Annotated in this window: 15 protein-coding genes; 7 read left to right on the top strand and 8 right to left on the bottom strand. The window is 58.4% G+C overall.

Annotated features, from left to right (window positions below):
• The first annotated feature begins 50 nt into the window (after positions 1 to 50).
• The gene (locus tag J4D97_RS10815; protein WP_208307596.1) at positions 51 to 1622 is read left to right on the top strand and encodes a DHA2 family efflux MFS transporter permease subunit; all 1572 of its coding nucleotides are present in this window, start codon (positions 51 to 53) and stop codon (positions 1620 to 1622) included.
• Positions 1623 to 1818: 196 nt separating this feature from the next.
• Here the strand turns inward: J4D97_RS10815 and J4D97_RS10810 are convergent, their stop codons facing one another.
• The 6 genes from J4D97_RS10810 to J4D97_RS10785 all read right to left on the bottom strand — a co-directional run bounded on the left by J4D97_RS10810 (position 1819) and on the right by J4D97_RS10785 (position 9009).
• Positions 1819 to 2853: a hypothetical protein gene (locus J4D97_RS10810; protein WP_347879338.1), complete on the bottom strand. Its 1035-nt coding sequence runs from the start codon at positions 2851 to 2853 to the stop codon at positions 1819 to 1821.
• 397 nt (positions 2854 to 3250) lie between these two features.
• Positions 3251 to 4237 (bottom strand): hypothetical protein, encoded by a 987-nt coding sequence (locus J4D97_RS10805; protein ID WP_208307595.1) that lies wholly within the window; start codon positions 4235 to 4237, stop codon positions 3251 to 3253.
• A 115-nt stretch (positions 4238 to 4352) separates the two neighbouring features.
• Positions 4353 to 5054, bottom strand: a complete 702-nt coding sequence (locus J4D97_RS10800; RefSeq protein ID WP_208307594.1) for a TonB family protein — start codon at positions 5052 to 5054, stop codon at positions 4353 to 4355.
• An 826-nt stretch (positions 5055 to 5880) separates the two neighbouring features.
• Positions 5881 to 7182 carry a M56 family metallopeptidase gene (locus J4D97_RS10795; protein ID WP_208307593.1) on the bottom strand — a complete coding sequence of 434 codons (1302 nt, stop codon included), beginning with the start codon at positions 7180 to 7182 and terminating at the stop codon, positions 5881 to 5883.
• A 59-nt stretch (positions 7183 to 7241) separates the two neighbouring features.
• Complete coding sequence (locus J4D97_RS10790) at positions 7242 to 8618, bottom strand: TonB family protein (RefSeq protein WP_208307592.1); 1377 nt, start codon at positions 8616 to 8618, stop codon at positions 7242 to 7244.
• Positions 8596 to 9009, bottom strand: a complete 414-nt coding sequence (locus J4D97_RS10785; protein WP_208307591.1) for a BlaI/MecI/CopY family transcriptional regulator — start codon at positions 9007 to 9009, stop codon at positions 8596 to 8598. Before J4D97_RS10785 ends, J4D97_RS10790 begins: the two co-directional genes overlap by 23 nt.
• Before the next feature lie 299 nt (positions 9010 to 9308).
• Between J4D97_RS10785 and J4D97_RS10780 the strand changes: the two genes are divergently transcribed.
• Both J4D97_RS10780 and J4D97_RS10775 read left to right on the top strand, forming a co-directional pair.
• Positions 9309 to 10532, top strand: a complete 1224-nt coding sequence (locus J4D97_RS10780; RefSeq protein ID WP_347879337.1) for an alpha/beta hydrolase family protein — start codon at positions 9309 to 9311, stop codon at positions 10530 to 10532.
• A gap of 284 nt (positions 10533 to 10816) precedes the next feature.
• Positions 10817 to 11296, top strand: coding sequence for a GAF domain-containing protein (locus J4D97_RS10775; protein WP_185282170.1), 480 nt, complete (start codon positions 10817 to 10819; stop codon positions 11294 to 11296).
• A 105-nt stretch (positions 11297 to 11401) separates the two neighbouring features.
• Here the strand turns inward: J4D97_RS10775 and J4D97_RS10770 are convergent, their stop codons facing one another.
• On the bottom strand, positions 11402 to 12649 hold the full coding sequence (locus tag J4D97_RS10770) for a T9SS type A sorting domain-containing protein (RefSeq protein ID WP_208307590.1): 1248 nt from the start codon (positions 12647 to 12649) through the stop codon (positions 11402 to 11404).
• A gap of 447 nt (positions 12650 to 13096) precedes the next feature.
• On the opposite strand from J4D97_RS10770, the gene J4D97_RS10765 reads away from it, so the two are divergent.
• From J4D97_RS10765 to J4D97_RS10750, 4 genes are all read left to right on the top strand, one after another.
• Entirely contained in the window at positions 13097 to 16288 is a 3192-nt protein-coding gene (locus tag J4D97_RS10765; protein ID WP_208307589.1) for a SusC/RagA family TonB-linked outer membrane protein, read from the top strand.
• 24 nt (positions 16289 to 16312) lie between these two features.
• Positions 16313 to 17953 carry a RagB/SusD family nutrient uptake outer membrane protein gene (locus tag J4D97_RS10760; protein WP_208307588.1) on the top strand — a complete coding sequence of 547 codons (1641 nt, stop codon included), beginning with the start codon at positions 16313 to 16315 and terminating at the stop codon, positions 17951 to 17953.
• Between the two features lie 216 nt (positions 17954 to 18169).
• Complete coding sequence (locus J4D97_RS10755; protein WP_185282175.1) at positions 18170 to 19411, top strand: YdcF family protein; 1242 nt, start codon at positions 18170 to 18172, stop codon at positions 19409 to 19411.
• A gap of 44 nt (positions 19412 to 19455) precedes the next feature.
• Entirely contained in the window at positions 19456 to 21519 is a 2064-nt protein-coding gene (locus J4D97_RS10750; RefSeq protein WP_208307587.1) for a glycoside hydrolase domain-containing protein, read from the top strand.
• A 166-nt stretch (positions 21520 to 21685) separates the two neighbouring features.
• Here J4D97_RS10750 and J4D97_RS10745 read toward each other — a convergent pair whose 3' ends face one another.
• Positions 21686 to 22069, bottom strand: coding sequence for a hypothetical protein (locus J4D97_RS10745; protein WP_208307586.1), 384 nt, complete (start codon positions 22067 to 22069; stop codon positions 21686 to 21688).
• Between the last annotated feature and the right edge of the window lies 1 nt (position 22070).

Raw genomic sequence — 22070 nt, 5'->3', positions numbered from 1 at the left:
ACGTGAGAAGGTCCTTCGCAAGCTCAGGATGACAGTTTAAACACTACCTCATGGAAACCGGATTTACCAAGTGGATCATCGTCATTACGGTGGTGATGTGCTGCTTGCTGGAGCTGATTGATACCAGCATCGTGAACGTGGCCCTGACCCAGATGATGGGCAACCTGTCGGCCACGCAGCAGGAGGTGAGCTGGGTGGTGGCGAGCTACGCCATTGCCAACGTGATTGTGATTCCCATGACCGGCTTCCTGGCCGAGCAGTTTGGGCGCAAAAACTACTACCTCGCCTCCGTTATTCTTTTCACCCTGGCCTCCATGGCCTGCGGGCAGAGCACCAACATCTGGGAGCTGGTGGCGTTTCGCTTTATCCAGGGGGTAGGCGGCGGTGCCCTGATGGCTACGTCGCAGGCTATCCTGGTTGATACGTTCCCGCCCGAGGAGTTGGCCCTGGGTCAGGCCTTGTTTGGTATGGGCGTGATTATCGGGCCTACTATTGGCCCTACCCTCGGCGGCTTTATTGTGGACAACTACGACTGGCCCTGGATTTTCTACGTGAACGTGCCCGTGGGCATTCTGGCCAGCATCTTCACCCTCTTGTTTATCCGCGACCCCGAGCGTATTAAAAACGCCATTCCGCGGCCTCTGCGTCAAATCGACTGGGCGGGCATTATCCTGCTGATTATGGGCGTGGGCGCGTTGCAGCTGGTGCTGGAGCAAGGCGAGCGGGAAGAGTGGTTTGAGACGCCCTACATTGTGCTGGGTACCATTCTGGCCATCATCGGCTTGGTAGGCTTTGTGGTGCGCGAGATGACGGCCAAGCAACCCATCGTGGATTTGCGCGTGCTCACTAAAAGCCGCAACCTGTCCATCGGCGCGTTTCTATCGTTTGTGCTGGGCTTCGGTTTGTTCGCTTCGGTGTTCGTGTTTCCCATTTTCTGCCAGCGCATTCTGGGCTTCTCGGCCGAGCAAACGGGCTACATTCTCCTACCCGGTGCCGTGGTGTCGGGCCTGATGATGCCGGTGATGGGCAAGATGATTCAGCGGGGCATCTCGCAGAAATTTATCCTGCCGGTGGGCTTCACCGTGTTTTTTATCTTCTCTTATTGGATGAGCGTGCGCCTCACGCCCACCGCTGGCGAGGGCGACTTCTTTTGGCCGCTGATGCTGCGTGGTTTTGGCCTGAGCATGTTGTTCCTACCCATCACCACCATGTCGCTAGCCGGCCTGAGTGGGAAAGATGCGGGCCAAGCAGCTGGCCTCACCGGTATGATTCGCCAATTGGGCGGCTCGTTTGGGGTAGCCCTGGTCGGTACGTACTTGGAGCGCGCTATCTTCCAGAACCGCAACGCATTGCTGCCCAATATCTCGCTCTACAACCCCGAAACGGTAACGCGTCTCAACGCCTTCATTGCCAACTTCCGCGCCAAGGGTGCCGACCTGGTACAGGCACAGCAAATGGCCTACGCCGCTCTCGAAGGCACCCTGATGAAACAAACGTCCATCATCACCTACTCCGAAATCTTCCTGATGATCGGGGGCTTCTTCCTCATCTGCGTGCCGTTGGTGCTACTCATCAAGCGCGCCAAACCCGGCGAGAAAGTAGACCTGAACGCCGCACACTAAATGGTGAGTTTGTGAAATTGTGAGTTTATAGGCGCGTTGAAAAAGAAGCGTGTCATCCTGAGCGCAGCGAAGGACCTTATGGCAATAGAACGACAAGTGTAATAACGACTCGTTCTATTGTCATAAGGTCCTTCGCTGCGCTCAGGATGACACGCTTCTTACACTCAAACCCCCCCTACCCTTACACGCTCTTACCCTATTGATACTGAATATACAGCGGCTTGGGGTCCAACTCGGCTAGGACTTCCTTGGGCGTCATGATATGGTGGGGGGCCGGCCGGGCATCGTACTCGTAGAACAGTTTGAAGCCGGTGTACTGCACAGGCTGCTTTTGTATGTAGGCTTTGTAAGAATCCTTTTTCAGGATGGGGTTGCCCCATCCATCCATGTCCATCACCACCTGCACGTGCGGGTCGAGCTTGATGTTTTTGTAGTTCGTGACCATGCCCTGCGTGAAGCGGTGCACCATCAGAATCTTGGGAGGTAGCTTGTTTTCGCGCACAATGCGCGTCAGGAACCTGATGGCGTAGTTCACGTCCTTGGCATCGTAGGTGCCGATTTTCTTACCCGGCCGCACGCCTTTAGTGGCCATAGCAAACTCCGGGTCGATGCCTAGGTGGATAGTGGGGTCTTTGAGGTAGGGCTCCAGCTTAGGTAGTTCGTGCTCTAGGTCGCTCAGACCCACTTGCACGTCCAGAAACAGAATGGCGTTCTTTTCCTTGGCCCAGCGCATGGTTTCCTCAATGGTGGCTTTGGAGTTCATGAGGCGGTATTTGCCGTCCTTGCCGGGGGCGCCCTGGGCCGTGATAGTCACGCTATGCAGCGCCGGCATCACGGGTAGGGTAGTGTCGGCGTCTTGCCACTCCTTCAGCACCCCATCAAACTTGCGGAACATTTGCTCCTTGGGCTCACGTCCCAAAATACCCATGCCCTTCGCCCGGATGTTACCGTAGAAAGCCACAATACGGTGCCCCGGCAAAATGGCGCCCGGTAGCTGCCCGTTCACGCGGGCCACCGAGTCGGCCCACAGCGAATCGCGGCGCATGGCTTCCAGCTTCAGTTGCACCGAGTCGACGGGCGGCGGGGTAGAGGCTACCTGCTCCACGCTGGCTGTGGATGCGGCATCGGGGTTGGCGCGCTCCTGGCGGGAGCCGCAGCCAGTTAAGGCAAGTAGTAAACCGGAGCTAACAAAGAACGCAGGTAAAATTGGGCGAGATATGAATGCAAACACAGCGAGTAGTTGGGGCAAAATGATAGGGCTACGGGCATAAAGCTAGGAAGTTCGATAACAAAAAATTCTATTGATCAAGGAATAAGGATATGTAGCTTCGGTAAGTGGCTGAGGATGTTGCCATGGCGCGCCGGTTACGGACGAGCTAAACCATTCGTCCTGCAAGAAGCAACCCTGCTGGTATAAAAAGCCCTTAGACCGGTGCGGGTGTAAGGGCTTTTTGTTGATAGGGTAGGAGTAGTGAAGTTGTGAGTTTGTGAAGTTGTGAATAGTCTGTCATCCTGAACGCAGTGAAGGACCTTCTCACGTGTGAACGACAATCGTATTAACGACTCGTTCTCTCGTGAGAAGGTCCTTCACTGCGTTCAGGATGACAGACTATTCACAACTTCACCATTTATTGATACTGAATATACAGTGGCTTGGGGTCGAGGGCGGCCACTTCGGCGGGGGTCATGAGGCGGGAGCCGGGGCGCTGGTCGTTTTTGTAGAAGAGCTTGAAACCGGCAAACTCTACGGGTTGCTGCTTGATGAACTTGCGGTAGGAGCCGCGCTTGATTTTGGGCGTGCCCCAGCCGTCCATGTCCATCACAATCTGCACGCGCGGGTCGGTTTTGATATCTTGGTAGTTGGTCACCATATCCTGGCGGAAGCGGTGCACCACCAGCACTTTGGGCGGTAGGTGGTTTTCGCTCACGATATCGGCCAGAAAGCGGCGGGCGTAGTTCACGTCCTGGGCATCAAACTCGCCCACCTCCGTGCCCGGTCGCCGGCCCGATTTCATCGAAAACTCCGGGTCGATGCCCAGGTGCACGAAGGGTAGGCGCAGGTAGGGCGCCAAGCGGGGCAACTCCTCGGGCAAGGTGCTCAAGCCCACTTGCACATCCAGAAATACCAGCGCGTGCTGCTGGCGGCCCAGCGCAATCATGCGCTGGATAGTGCTATCGGGTAGAGACGCGCGGTACTTGCCATCGGCGCCGGAGTCGCGCTGGGCGATGATGGCCGTGAGGTGCAGGGCCGGGCGCACGGGGCGCTTGGGGTCGGCGGCTTCCCACTCTTCTATCTGCTCGCTGAGGCGGCGTAGCATCTCATCCTGCGGGTACTGCCCCAAAATGCCCATGCTTTTGTGCAACGGGTTGCCATAGTAGGCCACAATGCGCGATTCGGGTAGAATGGCGCCCGGCAGCTCGCCGTGCACCTTGGCAACAGAATCGGCCTGTAGGGAGTCTTGGTGTAGCTGCTGCTGCCGAGCTAGCGCCAGCTCGGCGGCGCTGGGCTGCCGGGACTTCTTCTGCGGCGACGAGCAACTACTACTCAGCAGCAACCATACTACCCAACAGCATAAGTGGGTAGGAGAAAGAAAGAAAAGCCGGATAGATGCCACGAACGCGCTGATATGGAAGCTAAAGATACGCGCTGCATAGAAAGGACGTTCCGGGAGGTAGAGAATAAAGTTTGCCCGCTACCCTATCCATGCAGACAGGGTAGCGGGCAAACGGCTACTCCAAAGCGTAGGTGACAGGAATGGTGAATGCTACGCCAACTGGTTCGCCATCACATGTACCTGGTACCCATCTAGGAAATGACTTTATAACGCGTAACGCTTCTGCATTCATTTCCTCCGCGGCTTCGGGATGCTCTGAAGAAGAAATTCCACGGCGTATGCTTGTCTCTGTTACCTGACCATATTTATTGACTATGAAATTAACCCAAACTTTCCCCTCTAATCTCGCATCTATACCGCTCCTAGGATAGGTAATGCTCTGCTCCACAAACTGCAATAAATTGGATACGCCACCTGCCGGGACTGGTAATCTAGCCGAATAAACTCCTGTATCCGCACTCATGGGTTGGGTGGAAAAACGCGTTAGCATTCTATTGGTAATCCGCCCATTTAGTACCGATTTACCGTCAATTATAGTGATAAGGTCATCTTTATGAGCGCCTATTTTTCTTCTTTCTCCCTTTGTTGTACTGTATTTACTGCTAGTAGGTGCTCGGCGTACTTCTATCGTTTGCATTAAGGGTTGGTCTTTTATTTCGATAGTTGACATGAATAAATTAGCGTTGTATTTATCAACTGCCTTTTGCTTGTCGATTGACTTATTCTTCTCGCAGGCAACCAAACCTAATAATACACAGCCAAGAGGTAGAAGTAACCACTGTTTCCAGCGATGAGGAGCGGACAGGCGATTCAGCATAGCGATGCGGGTTAAGGTGGAGGATGAAAAGAAAGAATGCGTGAGAATAGGCGTGCGATTACGCCAGCCAATGGCCTGACCAGCTAATAGGCGGACGTAATGCCCAGCAGGAGCTGAAGCCGATACGACAGCATCGGCGAGATATTCATGGGTGAGGTCGAGGGCGTGGAGACACAAGTGTATAAAGGGATTTGGCCAGAGCAGGGCCTGCCATACGCGTAACCACAATCGGTCTAGCGTATGTCGTTGATACACGTGTACTAGCTCGTGGCGAAGTACCTGGCTGGCTTCGGCTGGCGTAAGCGGAGCAGTTTCATCCCAATATACCGTGCGACTAAAGGAGCCGGTGGACCGCCGGCCGCCAGTGCGACGCAATGTGTAGCCCTCGTAGTACTCGGTGGGTAGGGAGTAGGTAAAGCGCCACAACTGCCAGAGTTGCCAAATCAATCGCGCCAGCATAAAAACTACACCTGCACTGTAGATGAGCAGCGACCACGATATAGGGGTGGGTGCTGTCAGCTCAATTCCGATAGTTGCCTCCGGAAGCAACAAGGGTAACGATGACTCTGTACTCGTAGTGGCATCTACTATAGTCGGTAAGTAGGTAGCAGATACCTTTAGTAGTGGCCATATAGCCGCTACTAAAGGGGCCATCAGTAGCAGCACCCGGTTGTAGAGAAAGAGTCGCTCGTGTCTTAATACTAGATAATAGAAGACCCAAAATAGGCCCAGCACTAGCGTGCTGAGCCAAAACCAATGGGATAAATCAGTTGCTAATGATAGAGTAAGCATACTGGATAGAGTTTAATACGGATCAATAAATCATTCACTTCTCTAGCATATATGTGACGGGGATGGTGAAAGACACATTCACAGGCTGCCCGTCTTGCTTGCCGGGTGTCCAGCGGGGCAGTTGTTTGACGACGCGCATAGCTTCATCATTCATCGCCTGAGCTGCTGCTTCGTGTTCGGGAGAGAAAATGCCTTTCTGAATATACACGTTTTCTATATCGCCTTCCTTGTTAATCGTGAAGCTGACAAATGACCTTCCTTCCAGCTTTGCCGCCATAGCAGCTTTTGGATATTGAATGTTTTCGCCGATATATTTCAATAAGCCTCCCATGCCGCCTGGGGGCTCCGGCATTTGCTCGACGTAGTTATAAATCTGTTCGCCTTTTGCGTTTCGCACAACAGGTGGCGGTGGTGGGGGCGGTGCTGGCATTGAGGCGGCTTGACTGGCAGTCTGCGAAAGCGCAGCGTCATCAGCGGGCGTGTTCTTCTCACAGGCTACTACGCCCAGCAGGACGCAGCCAAGGGGTAGGGCCAGCCACTGCTTCCAGCGGCGGGTAACGGACGGACGGTTCAGCATAGCAATACGGGTTAAGGTGGAAGATGAAAAGAAAGAATGTGCAAGGGTAGGCGTCTGCCCCAACCAGCGCGTGGCCTGCCGGGCCAGCAACCCAACGTAGTGGGTGGGCGCGGTAGCCGCGGCGGCCTCGTCGGCGAGGTACTCGTGGGTGAGGTGCAGCGCGGGCGGCAGCAGGTGCACGAAGGGGTTGGGCCAGAGCACGGCCTGCCACACGCGCAGCCAAAGCCGGTCGAGGGTGTGGTGCTGGCGCACGTGGGCTAGCTCGTGGGCCAGTATCTGCCGGCCCTCGGCGGGCGTGAGAGGTAGGGAATCGTCCCAAAACACGGTGCGGCCGAAAGAGCTGGTAGGGCGCCGGCCGCTGGTGCGGCGCAGCGTATAGCCCGTACGCTGCTCTACTGGTAGCGACTGCGCGAAGCGCCAAAGCTGCCAGAGCTGCCCGCCCAGGCGCGCCAACAGCAGCGCCACTCCTATGCCATAGCAGAGCACCAACCATGGCACGGCAGTAGCCACCGAATGGCTGGCCTCGGCGTTGGCCGTTGCCTCGGGCAGCAGAAACTGCAACGGTTGTTGCGCTGCCAGTGGGGTGCTCAGCTCCAGGGCGGGTAGGGGCAGCAGCGGCAGCGTGGCAGCCAGCAGCGGCGCCAGCACCAGTAGCACCCGGTTGTAGCGGAAACTTTGCTCGCGCCGCAGCCCGAGGTAGTAGAACAGCCAGAGGGCACCGAGCAGCAGGGTGCTCAGCCAAAGCCAGTGAAATAGCATAGTCAGAAAGGAATAAAAGAGAAGATAATTTAGGGCGCGTGAAGCACTAGCACACCTGTTTATCTCAGGACATAAACTATTGGTAGCGTAAGCAATACGGCCACGGGCTTTCCATTCTGCTGCCCGGGTTTCCACTGCTGAGGCATGGCCCGTACCATTCGTAATGCCTCCTCATTCATGGCTTGCCTTGCACCCGATGATGCATTCACCGTTCCAGGCTTAGCGTTAGTTGCCGTGTAGCCAACTACCACCAACTTATTTAGAGTAGCTTTTGCGTCGAGGTCCTTCTCTATTCCCTCGTGAATCTTTACAGCCTGCACGCTTCCATTGGTAGTCACAATAAAGCTTACGAGCACTTTACCTTCCAAATGCTGTGCTTTTGCAGCTTCCGGGTAGCGGATGTTCTGCGTAAAGTATTTTAGTAATTGATCCATCCCGCCTACGGGTTGAGGCATCTGATCAACAGCAGTATACAGGGCTGGGGGTAGGGGCGGTGCCGGCATCGATGCTTGCGCTTGATGATTAGGATACATCGTGCGCACGGTTGCCTCACCTGCTACTGTGTTTTTCGCATAGGCAACCATAACCAACGACCCGGCACACACGGGCAATGCCAGCCACTGCTTCCAGCGGCGGGGTACAGACGACGAACGGTTCAGCATGGCAATACGAGTTAAGGTGGAGGATGAAAAGAAGGAATGCGCAAGGGTAGGCGCCGGCGCTAGCCAGCCGGTAGCTTGGCGAGCCAGCAGACGGATGTAATCGGTAGGAGCCGTAGGAGCCACGGCCGCGTCGGCGAGGTATTCGTGGGTGAGGTCGAGGGCACGGGGCAGCAGGTGCACGAAGAGGTTGGGCCAGAGCACGGCCTGCCACACGCGCAGCCAGAGCCGGTCGAGGGTGTGATGCTGGCGCACGTGCACCAGCTCGTGGCGCAGCACGTGGGCAGCCTCGGCGGTAGAGAGGGGTAGGGTATCGTCCCAGTACACGGCGCGACCGAAGGAGCCGGTAGGCCGCTGGCCGCCGGTGCGGTACAGCGTGTACTCTGCGTTTTGCTCGGCAGGGAGCGTGCGCGTGAAGCGCCAAAGCAGCAGCAATTGCCAGCTTAGCCTACCTAGTAGTAGGGCCACACCGGCGCCGTACAGTAGCAGCACCCAGAACAGCAGCGGCACAACGGGCGCACTGGTAGCCGAAGCGCCTACCGTCACGGTTGGCAGCAGCAGGCGCAGGGGCGCCTGGGCCGTGGGAGTTGCCGGAAGCCAGGCGGCAGGCAGATGCACCAGGGGCAACAGCGCCGCCAGCGGCGGGGCCATCAGCAGCAAGGCGCGGTTGTACTGGAAGCACCGCTCGCGGCGCAGGGCCAAGTGGTAGAGCAGCCACAGCGCGCCCAGCGTGAGCGTGTTCAGCAGAAGCCAGTTAAGCAGCTGGGGCGTCGTCATCGGGCGAGTCCGAGGGGGTAGGGGGGAGGTCCTGCTGGGCGTGGCGCAGCAGCTCGTCGAGCTGGCGGGCATCCAGGTTTTCCTCCTGGGCAAAGAAGCTGACCAACCGGCTGAACGACCCACCGAAGTAGCCGCCCAGCAGCTTGGTGAGCGAGAAGCGCCGGTAGGCATCCTGTGCTACCAGGGCATAGTAGCGGTGCGTGCGCCCAAAGGCCTCGTGCCCCACAAAGCCCTTCTGCTCCAGAATGCGGATGATAGTGGACACCGTGGTGTAGGCGGGGGTAGGAGTGGGCAGCTCCGGCAGCATGTCCTTCACAAACGATGGCCCCCGCTGCCACAGCACTTGCATGACTTGCTCCTCGGCGCGGGTGAGTTCGGGTAGATTTTCCATAAGCAGTGGTTAAGGAGAGTAAGGTATAACTAATATTTTAGTTATACAACTAATTTTTTAGATGAAAGAATAAAAGTAGCCTGCCATTCCGAGCGCAGCGAGGAATCTGAACCACGGATTCGCTCGGATTTTTCGGATGACACCGATTTCGTGCATGGCATACATCTTCTATCATTCCCAAAATCGGTGTCATCCGAAAAATCCGAGCGAATCCGTGGTTCTGACTTACCACTACGAAATCGAATCTTTTGGGCGCCCCAGTGTTATACAAAGACCTTTAATTCATTCTATTCTGTATCGTGCGTTTTCCTAAGCTTGCTACCCGATTTGCGTGGCTGACTGGTTTCCTGGGTATTGCCCTGGGCGCTGGTACGGCCGTCAGTTGCAATTCCGATTCGCCTACCCCTACCACCTCCACCGAAACCCCCGAGGCTCCGGCGGCCGCTACCCATTTAGTGGGCAGCAAGCTCATTGGCGAGTACAGCACCCAGGCGTTGGCCGGCCGCGTGTCGCAGGTGCCGCTGGTGGGGGCGCTGGCCAAATATCCTATCAAAGTATACCGGCTCACCTACACCACCCAAAACACCGACGGCCAGACCGTGACGGCCTCCGGGGCGCTGCTAGTGCCTACAGCGCCTGTGGCCTTGCCGCTCCTCAGCTACCAGCACGGCACCCTGCGCCCCGCCGATGAGAACCGGGCACCCTCTTACTATAGCCAGAGCAGCGAAGTGTATTCGGCAGTGTCGGTGCTGGCCTCCACGGGCTACATTGTAGCGGCCCCGGATTATATTGGCTACGGCGCCAGCAAAAACCTGCCGCACCCCTACGAGCACGCGGCCTCGCTGGCATCCTCGTCGTTGGATATGCTGCGGGCGGCGCGGGAGTTCTGCGCCCAGCAGAAAATCCAGCGCAACGACAAGAACTTTCTGGTAGGTTACTCCGAGGGCGGCTTTGCAACCATGGCCTTGCACAAGCTCATCGAGGAGAAAAATAGCCAGGAGTTTACCGTGACGGCCAGCGCCCCCGGCGCGGGCGCCTACCACAAATCGGCCTTTGCGCGCTATATCCTCAGCAGCGACCAGCCGCTAAACTTTCTGAGTACCTACGTGTGGGTGCTGAGCACCTACGACCGGGTGTATAAGCTGAACCGGCCATTCGACTACTACTACAAAGCACCGTATGCCGCGCAGTTAAAGGCCAATCAGTTTAGCGCTGTGCCGCAACTGCCCAGCCAGCTGTTCTCGACTACTTTCCGTGACGCGGTACTGAACGGCACCGACGCGCCCCTGTCTGCTACCCTCACCGACAACGACATCTACGACTGGAAGCCCACAGCGCCCGTAGCCCTCTTCCACGGCACCGCCGACGACTACGTGCCCTTCTTCAATTCCGAAGATGCCTACAAAGCCATGCGCGCCCGCGGGGCTACCCAGGTGGAGCTACACCCCATCGAAGGCGGCAACCACTTCACGGCCGCGGCGGTGTACACGCTGTCCGCCTACGCGTTCATTGCGCAGTATTAGCGTGTAGCGGATGAAGCCACCATTCACGTCGCCTACCGGTCCGACGCCGTAGGGCGTCCGACCGGTAGGCGACAACCATCTAAGCCATCTAATGCAGTTTCTGGCACAGCTCCAGCTGGCCGGACTGAAAGGCATCGTGGTAAAAGTTGAAAATGCTCGCCTCCGGATCCGTCGTTGCCAAGGGTGCAAAAACGGTTGTGCTCAGGGGGCAAACCTAATATAACGCTGCCTTCGGAGAGGCAAACCGTACCTTTACACGTAGTATCCTTTGACCACTAAATTCTATGCGGGACGAAATCAGCGTATTCGGGCAAGTGATGCAGCAGCAGGGCCTACATGCGGCGTTGGAGTACCTCAACAGTCGGACCCCGCACCGCTACACGGGCCTATTTCGGTTCGATGGGGAGGTATTGCGCAACGAGGCCTTGTTTGACCGCTACCAACCTGCCATGCGGCGGGGCGACGATGTGCCCATGGCCGTTACGTACTGTTCCCTGGTAGGGCGGCAGCAGGCGCCATTGGAAATAACAGATGCTACCATTGACCCGCACGTGTTGGGCCTGATTGATACGCCTGTCATTTCCTATTGCGGGGTGCTCGTGCGCGATGCTCAGGGTCAGCCCTTTGGTACGCTGTGTCACTACGATATGCAGCGCTGCCAGGAGCGCACCACCGACCAACCGTTGCTCGAAGCCGCTGCCAAGCTGCTCTACCAACAATTACAAGCAGACCGCTTGCAACCGTCAACTCTCCCAGAACACTAAACCAGAGAGCAGCAGAAAGTGTGGGCTGTGTTGAGAAGGTAGGGGTTTCTTTTCTACCTGAAGCCTGCTATACACTTATGGTGTGTAAACAGGACGCAACGCTGCTTACTCAATCAGCAACGTTTGCGAGTAGGTGGCGTGCGCGGAGGTGATACGCACAGCATACAGACCGGGTGCCAGGTGCGCAAGGTTCAACTCGTGGGACTGGTTGCGGGCGTGCAACTGAGCTGCTAGCACAAGGCGGCCGCTGGAGTCGTGCACGGTCAGCTGGCTGTCTTCGGGGGTAGGCGCCAGCGTTTGCACGCGCAGCACGTGGCGCGCCGGGTTGGGGTATAGGGCAAAACTAGCCGTTCCGGCCGACTGATTGCTGGTGGTAGCCACCGGCGCCAGCCACTCGCCTAGCGCCAGCGAATACAGGCGGGGCGGCACCGTGAGGAAAGACGTAGCGAGGCGTTCGTTGGACACCAGCACCGAGTAGCGGTCGGTGAACGTGAGGGCCTCTACCTGTCCTACCAGCAGGGCCGAGGGAAGGTCGATACGGCGCTTGTTGCCTTGCAGCACGCGACCCGTTGGGAAATCAAAAAGCAGCCAGGCAAACGTAGCACCCGTGGCGGTGTAGCCCAATAGCGTAGCCTCCGTACCTGCGGCATTGAGCGCGGCCCCGGTCACGAGGCCGTTTACGTTGAGCATGGCACGGTATCGGGCCGCGTAGGTGCCCGGCGTGGCCGGCACGGTGTAGTAGCTGGTTTGCTGATCGGCCCAGTTCTTCGTGAAAATATGCAAGGAGTCGTTGGCGACGAAAAACGCCTCCGCATCGAAATTGTGCTGATTGACAGGAGGCTGAAAGTTGGTCTGCTGGGGGTAGGAAAAGGCAATTGGCTCTGCCGCTACGGTTATATCGGGCGCGGTGCCAATGGCCGCTTTCGGGACGCGTAAAACGCGCAAATCGCGCCGGTTGCCTGCGTTGTTGCCAAAATCGCCGATGTACAAGTAGCGGTCATCGGCAGTCAGGTCCTCCCAGTCCACGTTAGCAAAATTGCTGATGCGTACGCGCTGCTGCACGGCGCCGGTGGCCGCGTCGAGGCGGTAGAGCACGGGCTCGTTGCCGCTGTCGTTGATCGTCCAGAGTTGCTGATTGGTGTAGATCAGGCCGGAGGTTTCGTGTACCTCCGAGGGTAGGGTAGCCCGGCTGGGTAAGGGCGCAGTGGTGGTAGGGTAGACGCAGGAACCATCGTTGCTAGTGGCCGAGGGGGCAAAATTGGTGGCCCGCGCATCGGTGCAGCCGGTTTGGGCGGCCGCATGGTAGCCAAGGCCGGGCAGAAACAGGAGGAAGGCTAGTATTTTCTGCTTCATGCGGGCGAAAGAAAGTGGAGCGGCAAGTAACAATATAGGATTTGATTATCAAATAGTTGTACAGTTTCTTGATGCATGCGTGATAGAGGGAAGGCTATGGCTACAGGTCATGGCAACAGTTTGGTAACATGTCGGGAACAATAACGAAAACCAGACGGGCTTCTTTTGTGCCGCCAATAGCCAATCCAGGCAGCTGTAGAGACGAAGTGAACACGCAAGAGCGGGTTGTCTACAGCCAGTAGCGCGGTAGTGGCCAACACGTGGCAACCAACCAGCAACCAAATCGGCGGCGCACTTACTGGGAATAATCGTGCAACTTATAGCTGCTATTCGCAGCCTGTTGCCGGATACGCGCCTGTCAATGGCCTATTGCATAGTATAGGTAGGTGCCCGCTTTCCTAGAGGTTACGCAGCTGCTTTCTTCCACCACCAAAACCCTTTCCCTGCATGCAACACTCCCTACCCAAACGTTCCGGCTACCGCCGGCCCTACTACCTGACCGGGGTAGCGCTGGCGCTAAGCTGGACCACACTCGCCACGGCCAAACCCGTCCTGCTTCCCGCCACGCATGCCGTGCGCCCCGCAACTGTGGTGGCCCGCACTGTTCAGGGACAGGTGAAGGACACCAACGGGCAAGCTTTGCCGGGCGTATCCATCTCCCTGAAAGGCACCGCGCAAGGCACCGTAACGGATGCCGCAGGTAACTTCCAGCTCAGCATTCCCGACGAGGTAGGGCAGCCCACGCTGGTATTCTCCTTCATTGGCTACGAAAACCAGGAGGTGCAGGTAGGCAACCAGACTACCCTGGCCGTAACGATGCGCGAAAGCACCACCGCGCTGGATCAGGTAGTAGTGGTAGGCTACACCACGCAGGAAGCAAAAGACGTGACCGGCGCCGTGGGCGTACTGCCGCTGGATCGGGTGAAGAACTTCCCGGTAGCCAGCCCCGAGAAACTGCTGCAAGGCCAGGTGGCAGGCGTGCAGGTGAGCACCGATGGCGCGCCCGGTGGTGGCGCCGTGGTGCGGGTGCGCGGCCTTGGCACGCTCGGCGACAGCGACCCGCTGTATATCATCGACGGTGTGCCTACCAAGAACGGTATCAATCAGTTGAACCCCAACGACATTGAGTCGATGCAGGTGCTGAAGGATGCATCTTCCACGGCCATCTACGGGGCGCGGGCTTCCAACGGGGTAGTGGTTATCACCACCCGGCAGGGCAAATCGGGCAAGACGCAGCTGAGCTTCGATTCTTACTATGGCTTGCAATCGGTGTACAACCTGCCCGACATGGTGTCGCCTACCCAGCTGGCGCAGGTGGAGTTCGATGCCCAGCGCAACAGCGGCCAGACGCCCAGCCACCCGCAGTACGGCAACGGCGCGCAACCTGTGCTACCCGAGTTTTTGCAGCGCAACCCCAATGTGCGGGCCAACGTGGCCGGCACCAACTGGTTTAAGACCATCTTCCGCACGGCACCTATCCAGAACTACTCGCTGGGCTTATCGGGCGGGAGCGAAACCAGCCGGCACGCCATCAACCTCACCTACTTCGGGCAAGATGGTATCCTGGATTACACGGGTTTCAAGCGCGTGTCGCTGCGTGTGAACACGGAGTACACGGTGCTGAAACGGCTGAAGGTAGGCGAGAACTTTACCACCAGCTACGCCCGCTCGGTGCAGGCGGGTTCCAATGCCGTGAACGGGGGCATCATCTACGACGCCTACCGCCTACCCTCTATTGTGCCCGTGCGCGACGAAAACGGCAACTTTGCCGGTCCGGCCGCGGGCCTGGGCGACGCCGGTAACCCGCTGCGCGCCCTCTACAACAACCGCGACAACGCCTCGCGCAACCTGCGCGCCCTGGGCAACGCCTACGCCGAGCTGGAAGTGCTCGATAACCTGTTCGTGCGCTCGTCCATCGGCATTGACTACCTGTCGAGCAACTTCCGGGGTTTTTCGCCGAGCTACACCGAGGGCATTGCCAACAACCCCATTTCCAACCTGAACGTCAACAACGCCTACACCATCAACTGGACGTGGACCAATATTGCGCGCTACAGCCGCGACTTTGGGAAGCATAATCTGGCCGCGGTGGTGGGTACGGAAGCCATTCGGAACACCAACGAAGGCTTTGCGGCCTACCGGGAAAACTTCCTGATCAGCGACCCCAACTTCCGCTACCTCGATGCGGGCCAGGGCCTGCAAACCAACAGCGGTACTGGCTCGGCCTGGGCCCTGTTCTCGCAGTTCGGCCGCCTCGACTACAACTTTGCCAGCAAGTACCTGGCCTCGGCCTCGGTGCGCCGCGACGGCTCCAGCCGCTTCCCGAGCAACAACCGCTACGCCGTATTCCCGGCTTTCTCGGCGGGCTGGCGCTTGTCGGAGGAAACGTTCTTTAAAGAGGTGAACTGGCTGAGCAACTTGAAGCTGCGCGCCTCGTGGGGGCAGAGCGGCAACCAGGAAATCGGTAACTACCCGGCCTTCGATATCTACGGCATCAGCCCGACCAACACCAACTACCCCATCACGGGTAGCAACGGCACGGTGCAAACCGGCTACGCGGCCCGCGCCATTGGCAACCCCAACCTGAAGTGGGAAACCTCCACTCAAACCGATATCGGGCTGGACTTCGGGGTGCTGCGCAATCGCTTGAATTTCAGTGTCGATTTCTTCGATAAAGTAACCAAAGACGTGCTGGTGCGGGTGCCGCGTCCGGCCCTGGCGGGCGAGGTGCTGGTGCCGTACGAAAACGCGGGCCGCATCCGCAACCGCGGCCTGGAGTTTCAGGCCAGCTACCAGAGCGACGCCGCCAAGGACTTCACTTGGGGCGTGTCGGCCAACGGGTCGGTGATACGCAACAAGGTGCTGTCGCTGGGCGAGGGCAACTCCTTTATTCCGGGCTATGTGAGCAACAACCTCACGCGGGGCCTGTCGCTCTCGCGCACGGAGGTAGGCAAGCCGGTGGCGTATTTCTACGGCTACGTAGTGGATGGCATCTTCCAGAACCAAGCCGAGGTGGACGCGGCGCCGGCCCAGCGCGGCAAAGGTATTGGCCGTTGGCGCTACCAGGATTTGAACGGCGACGGCACCGTGAACGAGCAGGACCAGCAGCAGATTGGCAAGCCTCAGCCTGATTTAACCTACGGCATCAACTTCAACGCCGCCTACAAGAACCTCGATCTGAGCTTGTTCATCCAGGGGGTGCAGGGCATCGATATTTACAATTTCAGCAAGTACAACACTGATTTTGCCTTCGATCCCTTCAACAAAAACACGCGCATTCTGGACTCCTGGACGCCCGAGAACCCAGGCGCTTCGCTGCCCCAGCTCAGCAAAACCAACTCCAACGACGAACTGCGGCCGTCTACCTACTTCGTTGAAAATGGCTCCTACGCTCGCCTGAAAAACATTCAGTTGGGCTACACCATTCCGGTGGCCTGGACCTCGGCCATTCGGGCCAGCAGCGTGCGGGTGTACGTGCAGGCGCAGAACCTCTTCACTATCACCAACTACACGGGCATGGACCCCGAGGTGAACCTGCAAAACTACAGCGCCGTGGACCGCAACCTCGACCAGAACGTGGACCGTGGCTACTACCCGCAGCCCCGCGCGGTGCTGTTTGGCATCAACGCTCGGTTCTAACCTTCCACGCTCCTTCTCTTTGTCATGAAAAATAAAGTACTCCTGCTGGCCCTGGCAACGTCGCTGGCTAGCTGCAATAAAGATTTCCTGGACGAACAGCCCCGCGCCAGCCTTTCCTCCACGGACCTGAATAACTTGGCCGCAGTAGAGGCCCTCATTACGGCCGCCTACGCGCCGCTGGGCGGACAGATTGACGATGCCAACAACGCTTTCAACTCGCCCGGTACCAACTGGACGTTTGGCGATGTAGTGTCGGACGACGCCTACAAAGGCGGCGGCGGGGTAGGCGACCAGAACGGCATGCACCTGATGGAGATTTTCCTTACGAACTCCAACATCATTGATGTGGAGCGGAAGTGGCGTGCTTGCTACGAGGGCATTGCCCGCGCCAACCGCGCTATTCGGGCCGTGGATGGGTTTGCGGGCATGAGCGAAGACTTGAAAAAGATTCGGCTGGGTGAGCTGCACCTGCTGCGCGGGCACTACTACTTCGATCTGAAAAAGATCTACAACCGCATACCGTGGGTGGACGAAACGGCGCGGGACATTACGGAATACGACATTCCGAACAACCTCTCGGATGCGGCGCTGTGGAAGAACATTGAAAACGACTTTCTGCTGGCCCAAGCCAACCTACCCGCCAAACAAACTGACCTGGGCCGCGTGAGCAAGGGCGCCGCTACGGCCTACCTGGCCAAGCTCTACGCCTACACCAAGGACTACCCCAAGGTGATTGCCGCCGCCGATGCGGTGCTGGCCTCGGGCCTCTACCGCCTCAACGACAACTACCACGACAACTTCGACCCCACCAAAGAGCACGGCCCGGAGAGCCTGTTTGCCATTGAGCGCTCCATCCGCGACGGTACGCCCAGCAACTTTCGGGGTAGCCTGGATGAGCGCCTGCTGAACCCTGGTGGCCCATACTACCCCGTCTACGGCTTCGATATGCCGAGCCAGGACCTGGTGAATGCCTACAAAACCACCGCCGCCGGCCTACCCCAAACCGATAAGTCGGACGTGGGCGCTGCTGACTCCGTAGACCCACGCCTCGACCACGCGGTGGCCCGGCCCGGCATTCAGTTTCTGGACCTGGCGCCGTATGCTGCCAGCTGGGCCCGCGACGCTGGTACCTACGGGGTGTTCAGCTTCAAGAAGCGCATGGTGAGTTCCCGCTCCACGTTCTACCTCAACCAGTTTCCGTGGGTGAGTGCCCTGAACTACGACATCATCCGGCTGGCCGATGTGCTGCTGCTGAAGGCCGAAGCCCAGGTGGAAACCGGCAACCTGGAGGGCGCCCGCGCCATTGTGAACCAGATTCGGCGGCGAGCCAACAACGATAAGGTGCTGAGCGCCAACGGCACGCCCGCCGCTACCTACAATGTGGCCGAGTACACCACTCCCTGGACCGACCCGGCCATTGCCCGCCAGGCCGTACGCACCGAGCGCCGCCTGGAGCTGGCGCTGGAAGGCCACCGCTTCTTCGACCTAGTGCGCTGGGGCATTGCCGACGAGGTGATGAACGACCACTTCAACCGCGAGAAAAGCCGCCGCACGTTTATGTCCACGGCGCGCTTCATAAAAGGCACGCACGAGTACTGGCCCATTCCGCAGTCGCAAATCAACCTGAGCAAAGGGCAATTGACGCAGAACCCAGGGTATAACTAAGCCTCTTTACTTTTAAGCCGTTTGTGTTACCCAGTGAACGATGTAGAGACGCATACTTGCGTCTTGTCGTTGAACGAAAGTCGGTCTGGTAGTGCGAACGACCAGACGCTAGTTAACGCAAACAGCCGCTAAGCGAAAACGTCATGCAGGGAAGCTTTCTGCATGACGTTTTCGCTTAAAGGAAAGGTGTAATACACAACGTAAAAACAGTTCTTGATGATGTGGCGACTACCTTCTGCCTTTCTACTGTTGGTGCTACTCAGCCGTTTCGGCTACGCCCAGGCACCACCGCCGGCCCAACGCACCGACTCGGTGTTGGTGGCGAAAACCTACCCGCTGCTGGCCTTACTGGAGGCAAAGCCAGCCCTGCGAAAAATAGTACAGGCCGATAAGGTGTTGCAACGCGTAGCGCAACGGCAGGCCCAACGCAGCTACCCGTTGCTCGCGGCGCGCCCCGCCAACGTGCAGCGCTACGTCGATTCGCTGGTGTGGCAGCCACGGGAGATTCGCGCTATCGGGCAGGAGCTACAGCGGTTGTATGTGGCCGACAAGGCGTTTAAAGTGGCGGTGCAGCCGTTGCTTGGTTCAGGCGGAGGCTACCCACTCTACGCTGCTCAACCCGATACGACCACCTTGCGCCTGGCCTGGCAAGATGCTGTGCAGGGCCTCAACCGCACGTTGCAAGTGTACGTGGCCAGCATGCGCCCGCGCTACCCCGTCATCGACTCCATTAGCTTTCCGCGCCAGGATGCTGCGTTTGCCCAGGCGCTACAGCAACAGCTATTGCCGTTACGGAAACGCCGCCAGCCCGCTACGTTCTATGAGGTGCCCCTACACGCTACCTTGGCCGCACTGCGTCTGAACGGCCGCGACGAAGCCGCCCGCTACGAGCCGCTTGGCGCGGGCCTTAATGCGGCTCCCAGCGCCGCCGTGGCCGGCACCGAGTGGGCGCGTTTCCCCTATACCATGATCTTGGTGCCGGGCATGGGACCCGAGCAGCCCGGCGTGGCACTGGACTCGATGAGTGCGCTACGTTGCCGCATGGCGGCGGCGCGCTACCGGGCGGGACAGGCGCCGTTTGTGGTGGTGTCGGGCGGGCACGTGCACCCCAACAAGACGCCCTTCTGCGAGGCCGTGGAGATGAAGAAATACATGGTCGGAACGCTGGGGCTGCCCGATGCGGCAGTGTTCATTGAGCCCCACGCCCGCCACACCACCACCAATCTGCGCAACGTTAGCCGGATGCTCTATGCCTTTGGCTTCCCCACGGATAAGCCCGTGCTGACCGTCACCGACGCCAGCCAGAGCCGCTACATCCTGAACATGGCCGAGCGCTGCCGCCGCGAGCTGGGCTATGTGCCCTACCGCGACCTACAACGCCTCTCCGATACAGAAAACAGCTACCTGCCGGTGCCCGAGGCCCGCCAGCCCAACCCGTTTGACCCGCTCGATCCATAAAGCTGGCAACTAGTAGATAACCCTGTATCGCGTAATTTTTCCGCATGAAGCACTTATTCTGGCTCTTTTTCGCTCTTTGCTCTCTGCCAGCGCTGGCCCAAACGTCGCCTACCGAGCAGGTCAACGTTTTTCTGGGTTCATCCGGCGACCATGGTCAGATGTCGCCCGCCGCGTCCTACCCATTTTCCATGCTGAGCCTGGGGCCGCAGACCTACCCTAATTTGCACGCCGGCTATGAGCACTTGGCCCGCACCTTTCTGGGCTTCACGCACACGCGGTTTGAGGGAGTAGGGTGCCAGGGCGCGGGCGGCAATCTGCTGGTGAAACCATTTCTGGGGAGTGACCCGGCGCAAACGCAACTCCTGAAAAAGACTGAGCACGCCGAGCCGGGCTACTACGCCGTCACGTTTGCCAACGGGGTAGGGGCTGAGCTGACGGTAGGGCAGCGCTTCGGGTTGCACCGCTACCATTTTCCAAGCGGGGCCGCGCCAGGGTTGTTCTTCAACCTGAGCCATTCCTTCGCCAACGGTTTCAAGCAAGAGGAACACACGACGCAAAACGCTACCCTTACGGGTTGGATTGAAGCCGGTACCACCTGTAGCGCGGGCAAATACCGGCTCTACTACTTCCTCGAAATCAACCAACCCGTGCAATGGGAAACAGCGGGTGAGCACAAAGTAGTAGCCCGCTTACCCAACGGCACCGCCGACGTAGAGGTGCGCGTGGCCTTCTCGTCCATGAGTGCGGATGATGCCCGTGCCACGGTGCAAGGGCAGGCAAGAGCTTCGTTGGCGGAAGTGCGCCGCGCGGCCAGTCAGGCTTGGAACGCGCTGCTCACCCGCGTGCAGGTGCAAGGCGATGCCGACCGCGAAAAGCTGTTTTACTCGCTGCTCTACCGCACGTTGCAGTCGCCGTACGTGGTGTCGGAGGCGGATGGGCGCTACCGGGCCACCGATGGGTCGGTGCAGAAATCGAAGCGGCCGGTGTATAACGGGTGGGCTATCTGGGACAACTACCACACGCAGCTGCCGCTGTTTTCGCTGGCCTACCCCACCGAGTTTCAGGATGTGGCCACGTCGTTGGCGGGCTTGTATCGCTACGGCAAGAATGACTTTGCGACCCAGCACGAGCCCTCGCCTACTGTGCGTACGGAGCACGCCATTGTGGTGCTGCTCGACGCCGTGCGCAAAGGCTACCGGGTAGACCTGCGCGGCATCCGCGACTCGCTAATCCGGGAAGTCAACCGCCTCGACTACTCCCACCCCGATAAGGCGCTGGAGTCGTCGTACGACGCCTGGGCACTGAGCGAGCTGCTGGGCATTCTGAAAGATAAAACCCTGAGTGCGCAGTATCGACGCAAAGCGCTGGAATACAAAGAGTATTGGAAGAAGGATTTCCTGGATATGACCCGCTCCGACGTGGACCGCCTACCCGCCCGCGGCATGTACCAGGGCACCATCTGGCAATACCGCTGGAACGTGCCCTACGACATCAAAGGCTTACAAGAGATGGTAGGCGGTGAGGCGGCATTTCGCCAGCAGCTCGATACGTTTTTCGGCGGCGACTACTACAACCACGCCAACGAAACCGACCTGCAAGCGCCTACCCTCTATAACGCCACCCGCCAGCCCTGGCAGTCGCAGGCGCTCATGCACCAACTGGCCGTCGATACGGTGGTGCAGCACTACTTCAACGACAACAGCCGCGGCATCGACCCCTACGTGGGCCGCATCTACCAGAACCAGCCCAAAGCCTACCTGCGCACCATGGACGACGATGCGGGCGCCATGTCGGCGTGGTTTGTCCTGACGGCCTGCGGCGTGATGCCTGCTTGCGTGGGGCAGCCCGTGTACTACCTTAACCTACCCTTATTCCGGGAAGTGAAGGTGCAAGTGGCGGATAAAAAGCAGCTGGTAATGCAGGTAGAAAATTACACGCCTACTCGCCGCTACATCCAAAGCGCCCGCCTGAATGGCAAACCCTTGGAGCGTAACTGGCTTACACACAAAGAACTGTCGGCGGGTGGCTCACTGGTGTTCGTGGCCAGCGACACCCCGAACGAAACGTGGGGTAGGGAAAACCAGTGGATTTCGTCGCTGAGTGAATAATTCACTCACCATCTGTGATTCTAAATTTTCTGTCATCCTGAGCGGAGCGAAGGACCTTATCACGTTGAAACGAGTCGTTATTACGCTTGTCATTCAACTGGCAAAAGGTCCTTCGCTCCACTCAGGATGACACAGAAAATTTAGAATGACAAATAAGTGGAATCTTCTACTTCGGCTCCATCTCAACAACCGGTGCAACTGGCGGCTGAATTGGCCACAGCGCCTGCCGCAGCCAGCAGCCCGACAGCGCGGCCAAGCCGCCTACCAGTCCGCCTACCACCATCGTCACGAGCAGCAGCAGTGCGATGCTGCCGCTGAGGGGTAGTAACTCAGCCACGCGATGCGCCAACACGCTATTGTTCTGTCCATTCAGCCAGATGGCTAGCACCAGCCAGCCCAGCCCTACCCCGAAAAAGCCCGCCAGAAAGGCCTTGCCACCGGTACGGCCTACTAGCAGCGCCAGCACAAACGCCACGGGCACTATGCACCACCAGGGTAGGAAAACCTGCGCCACGGTGGCTACAATGAGAATCAGAAGGAAGAGAAGCATC

This window comes from Hymenobacter defluvii (assembly GCF_017589435.1).
GTDB lineage: Bacteria > Bacteroidota > Bacteroidia > Cytophagales > Hymenobacteraceae > Hymenobacter > Hymenobacter profundi.
This window is presented reverse-complemented; position numbering and strand designations above follow the sequence as displayed.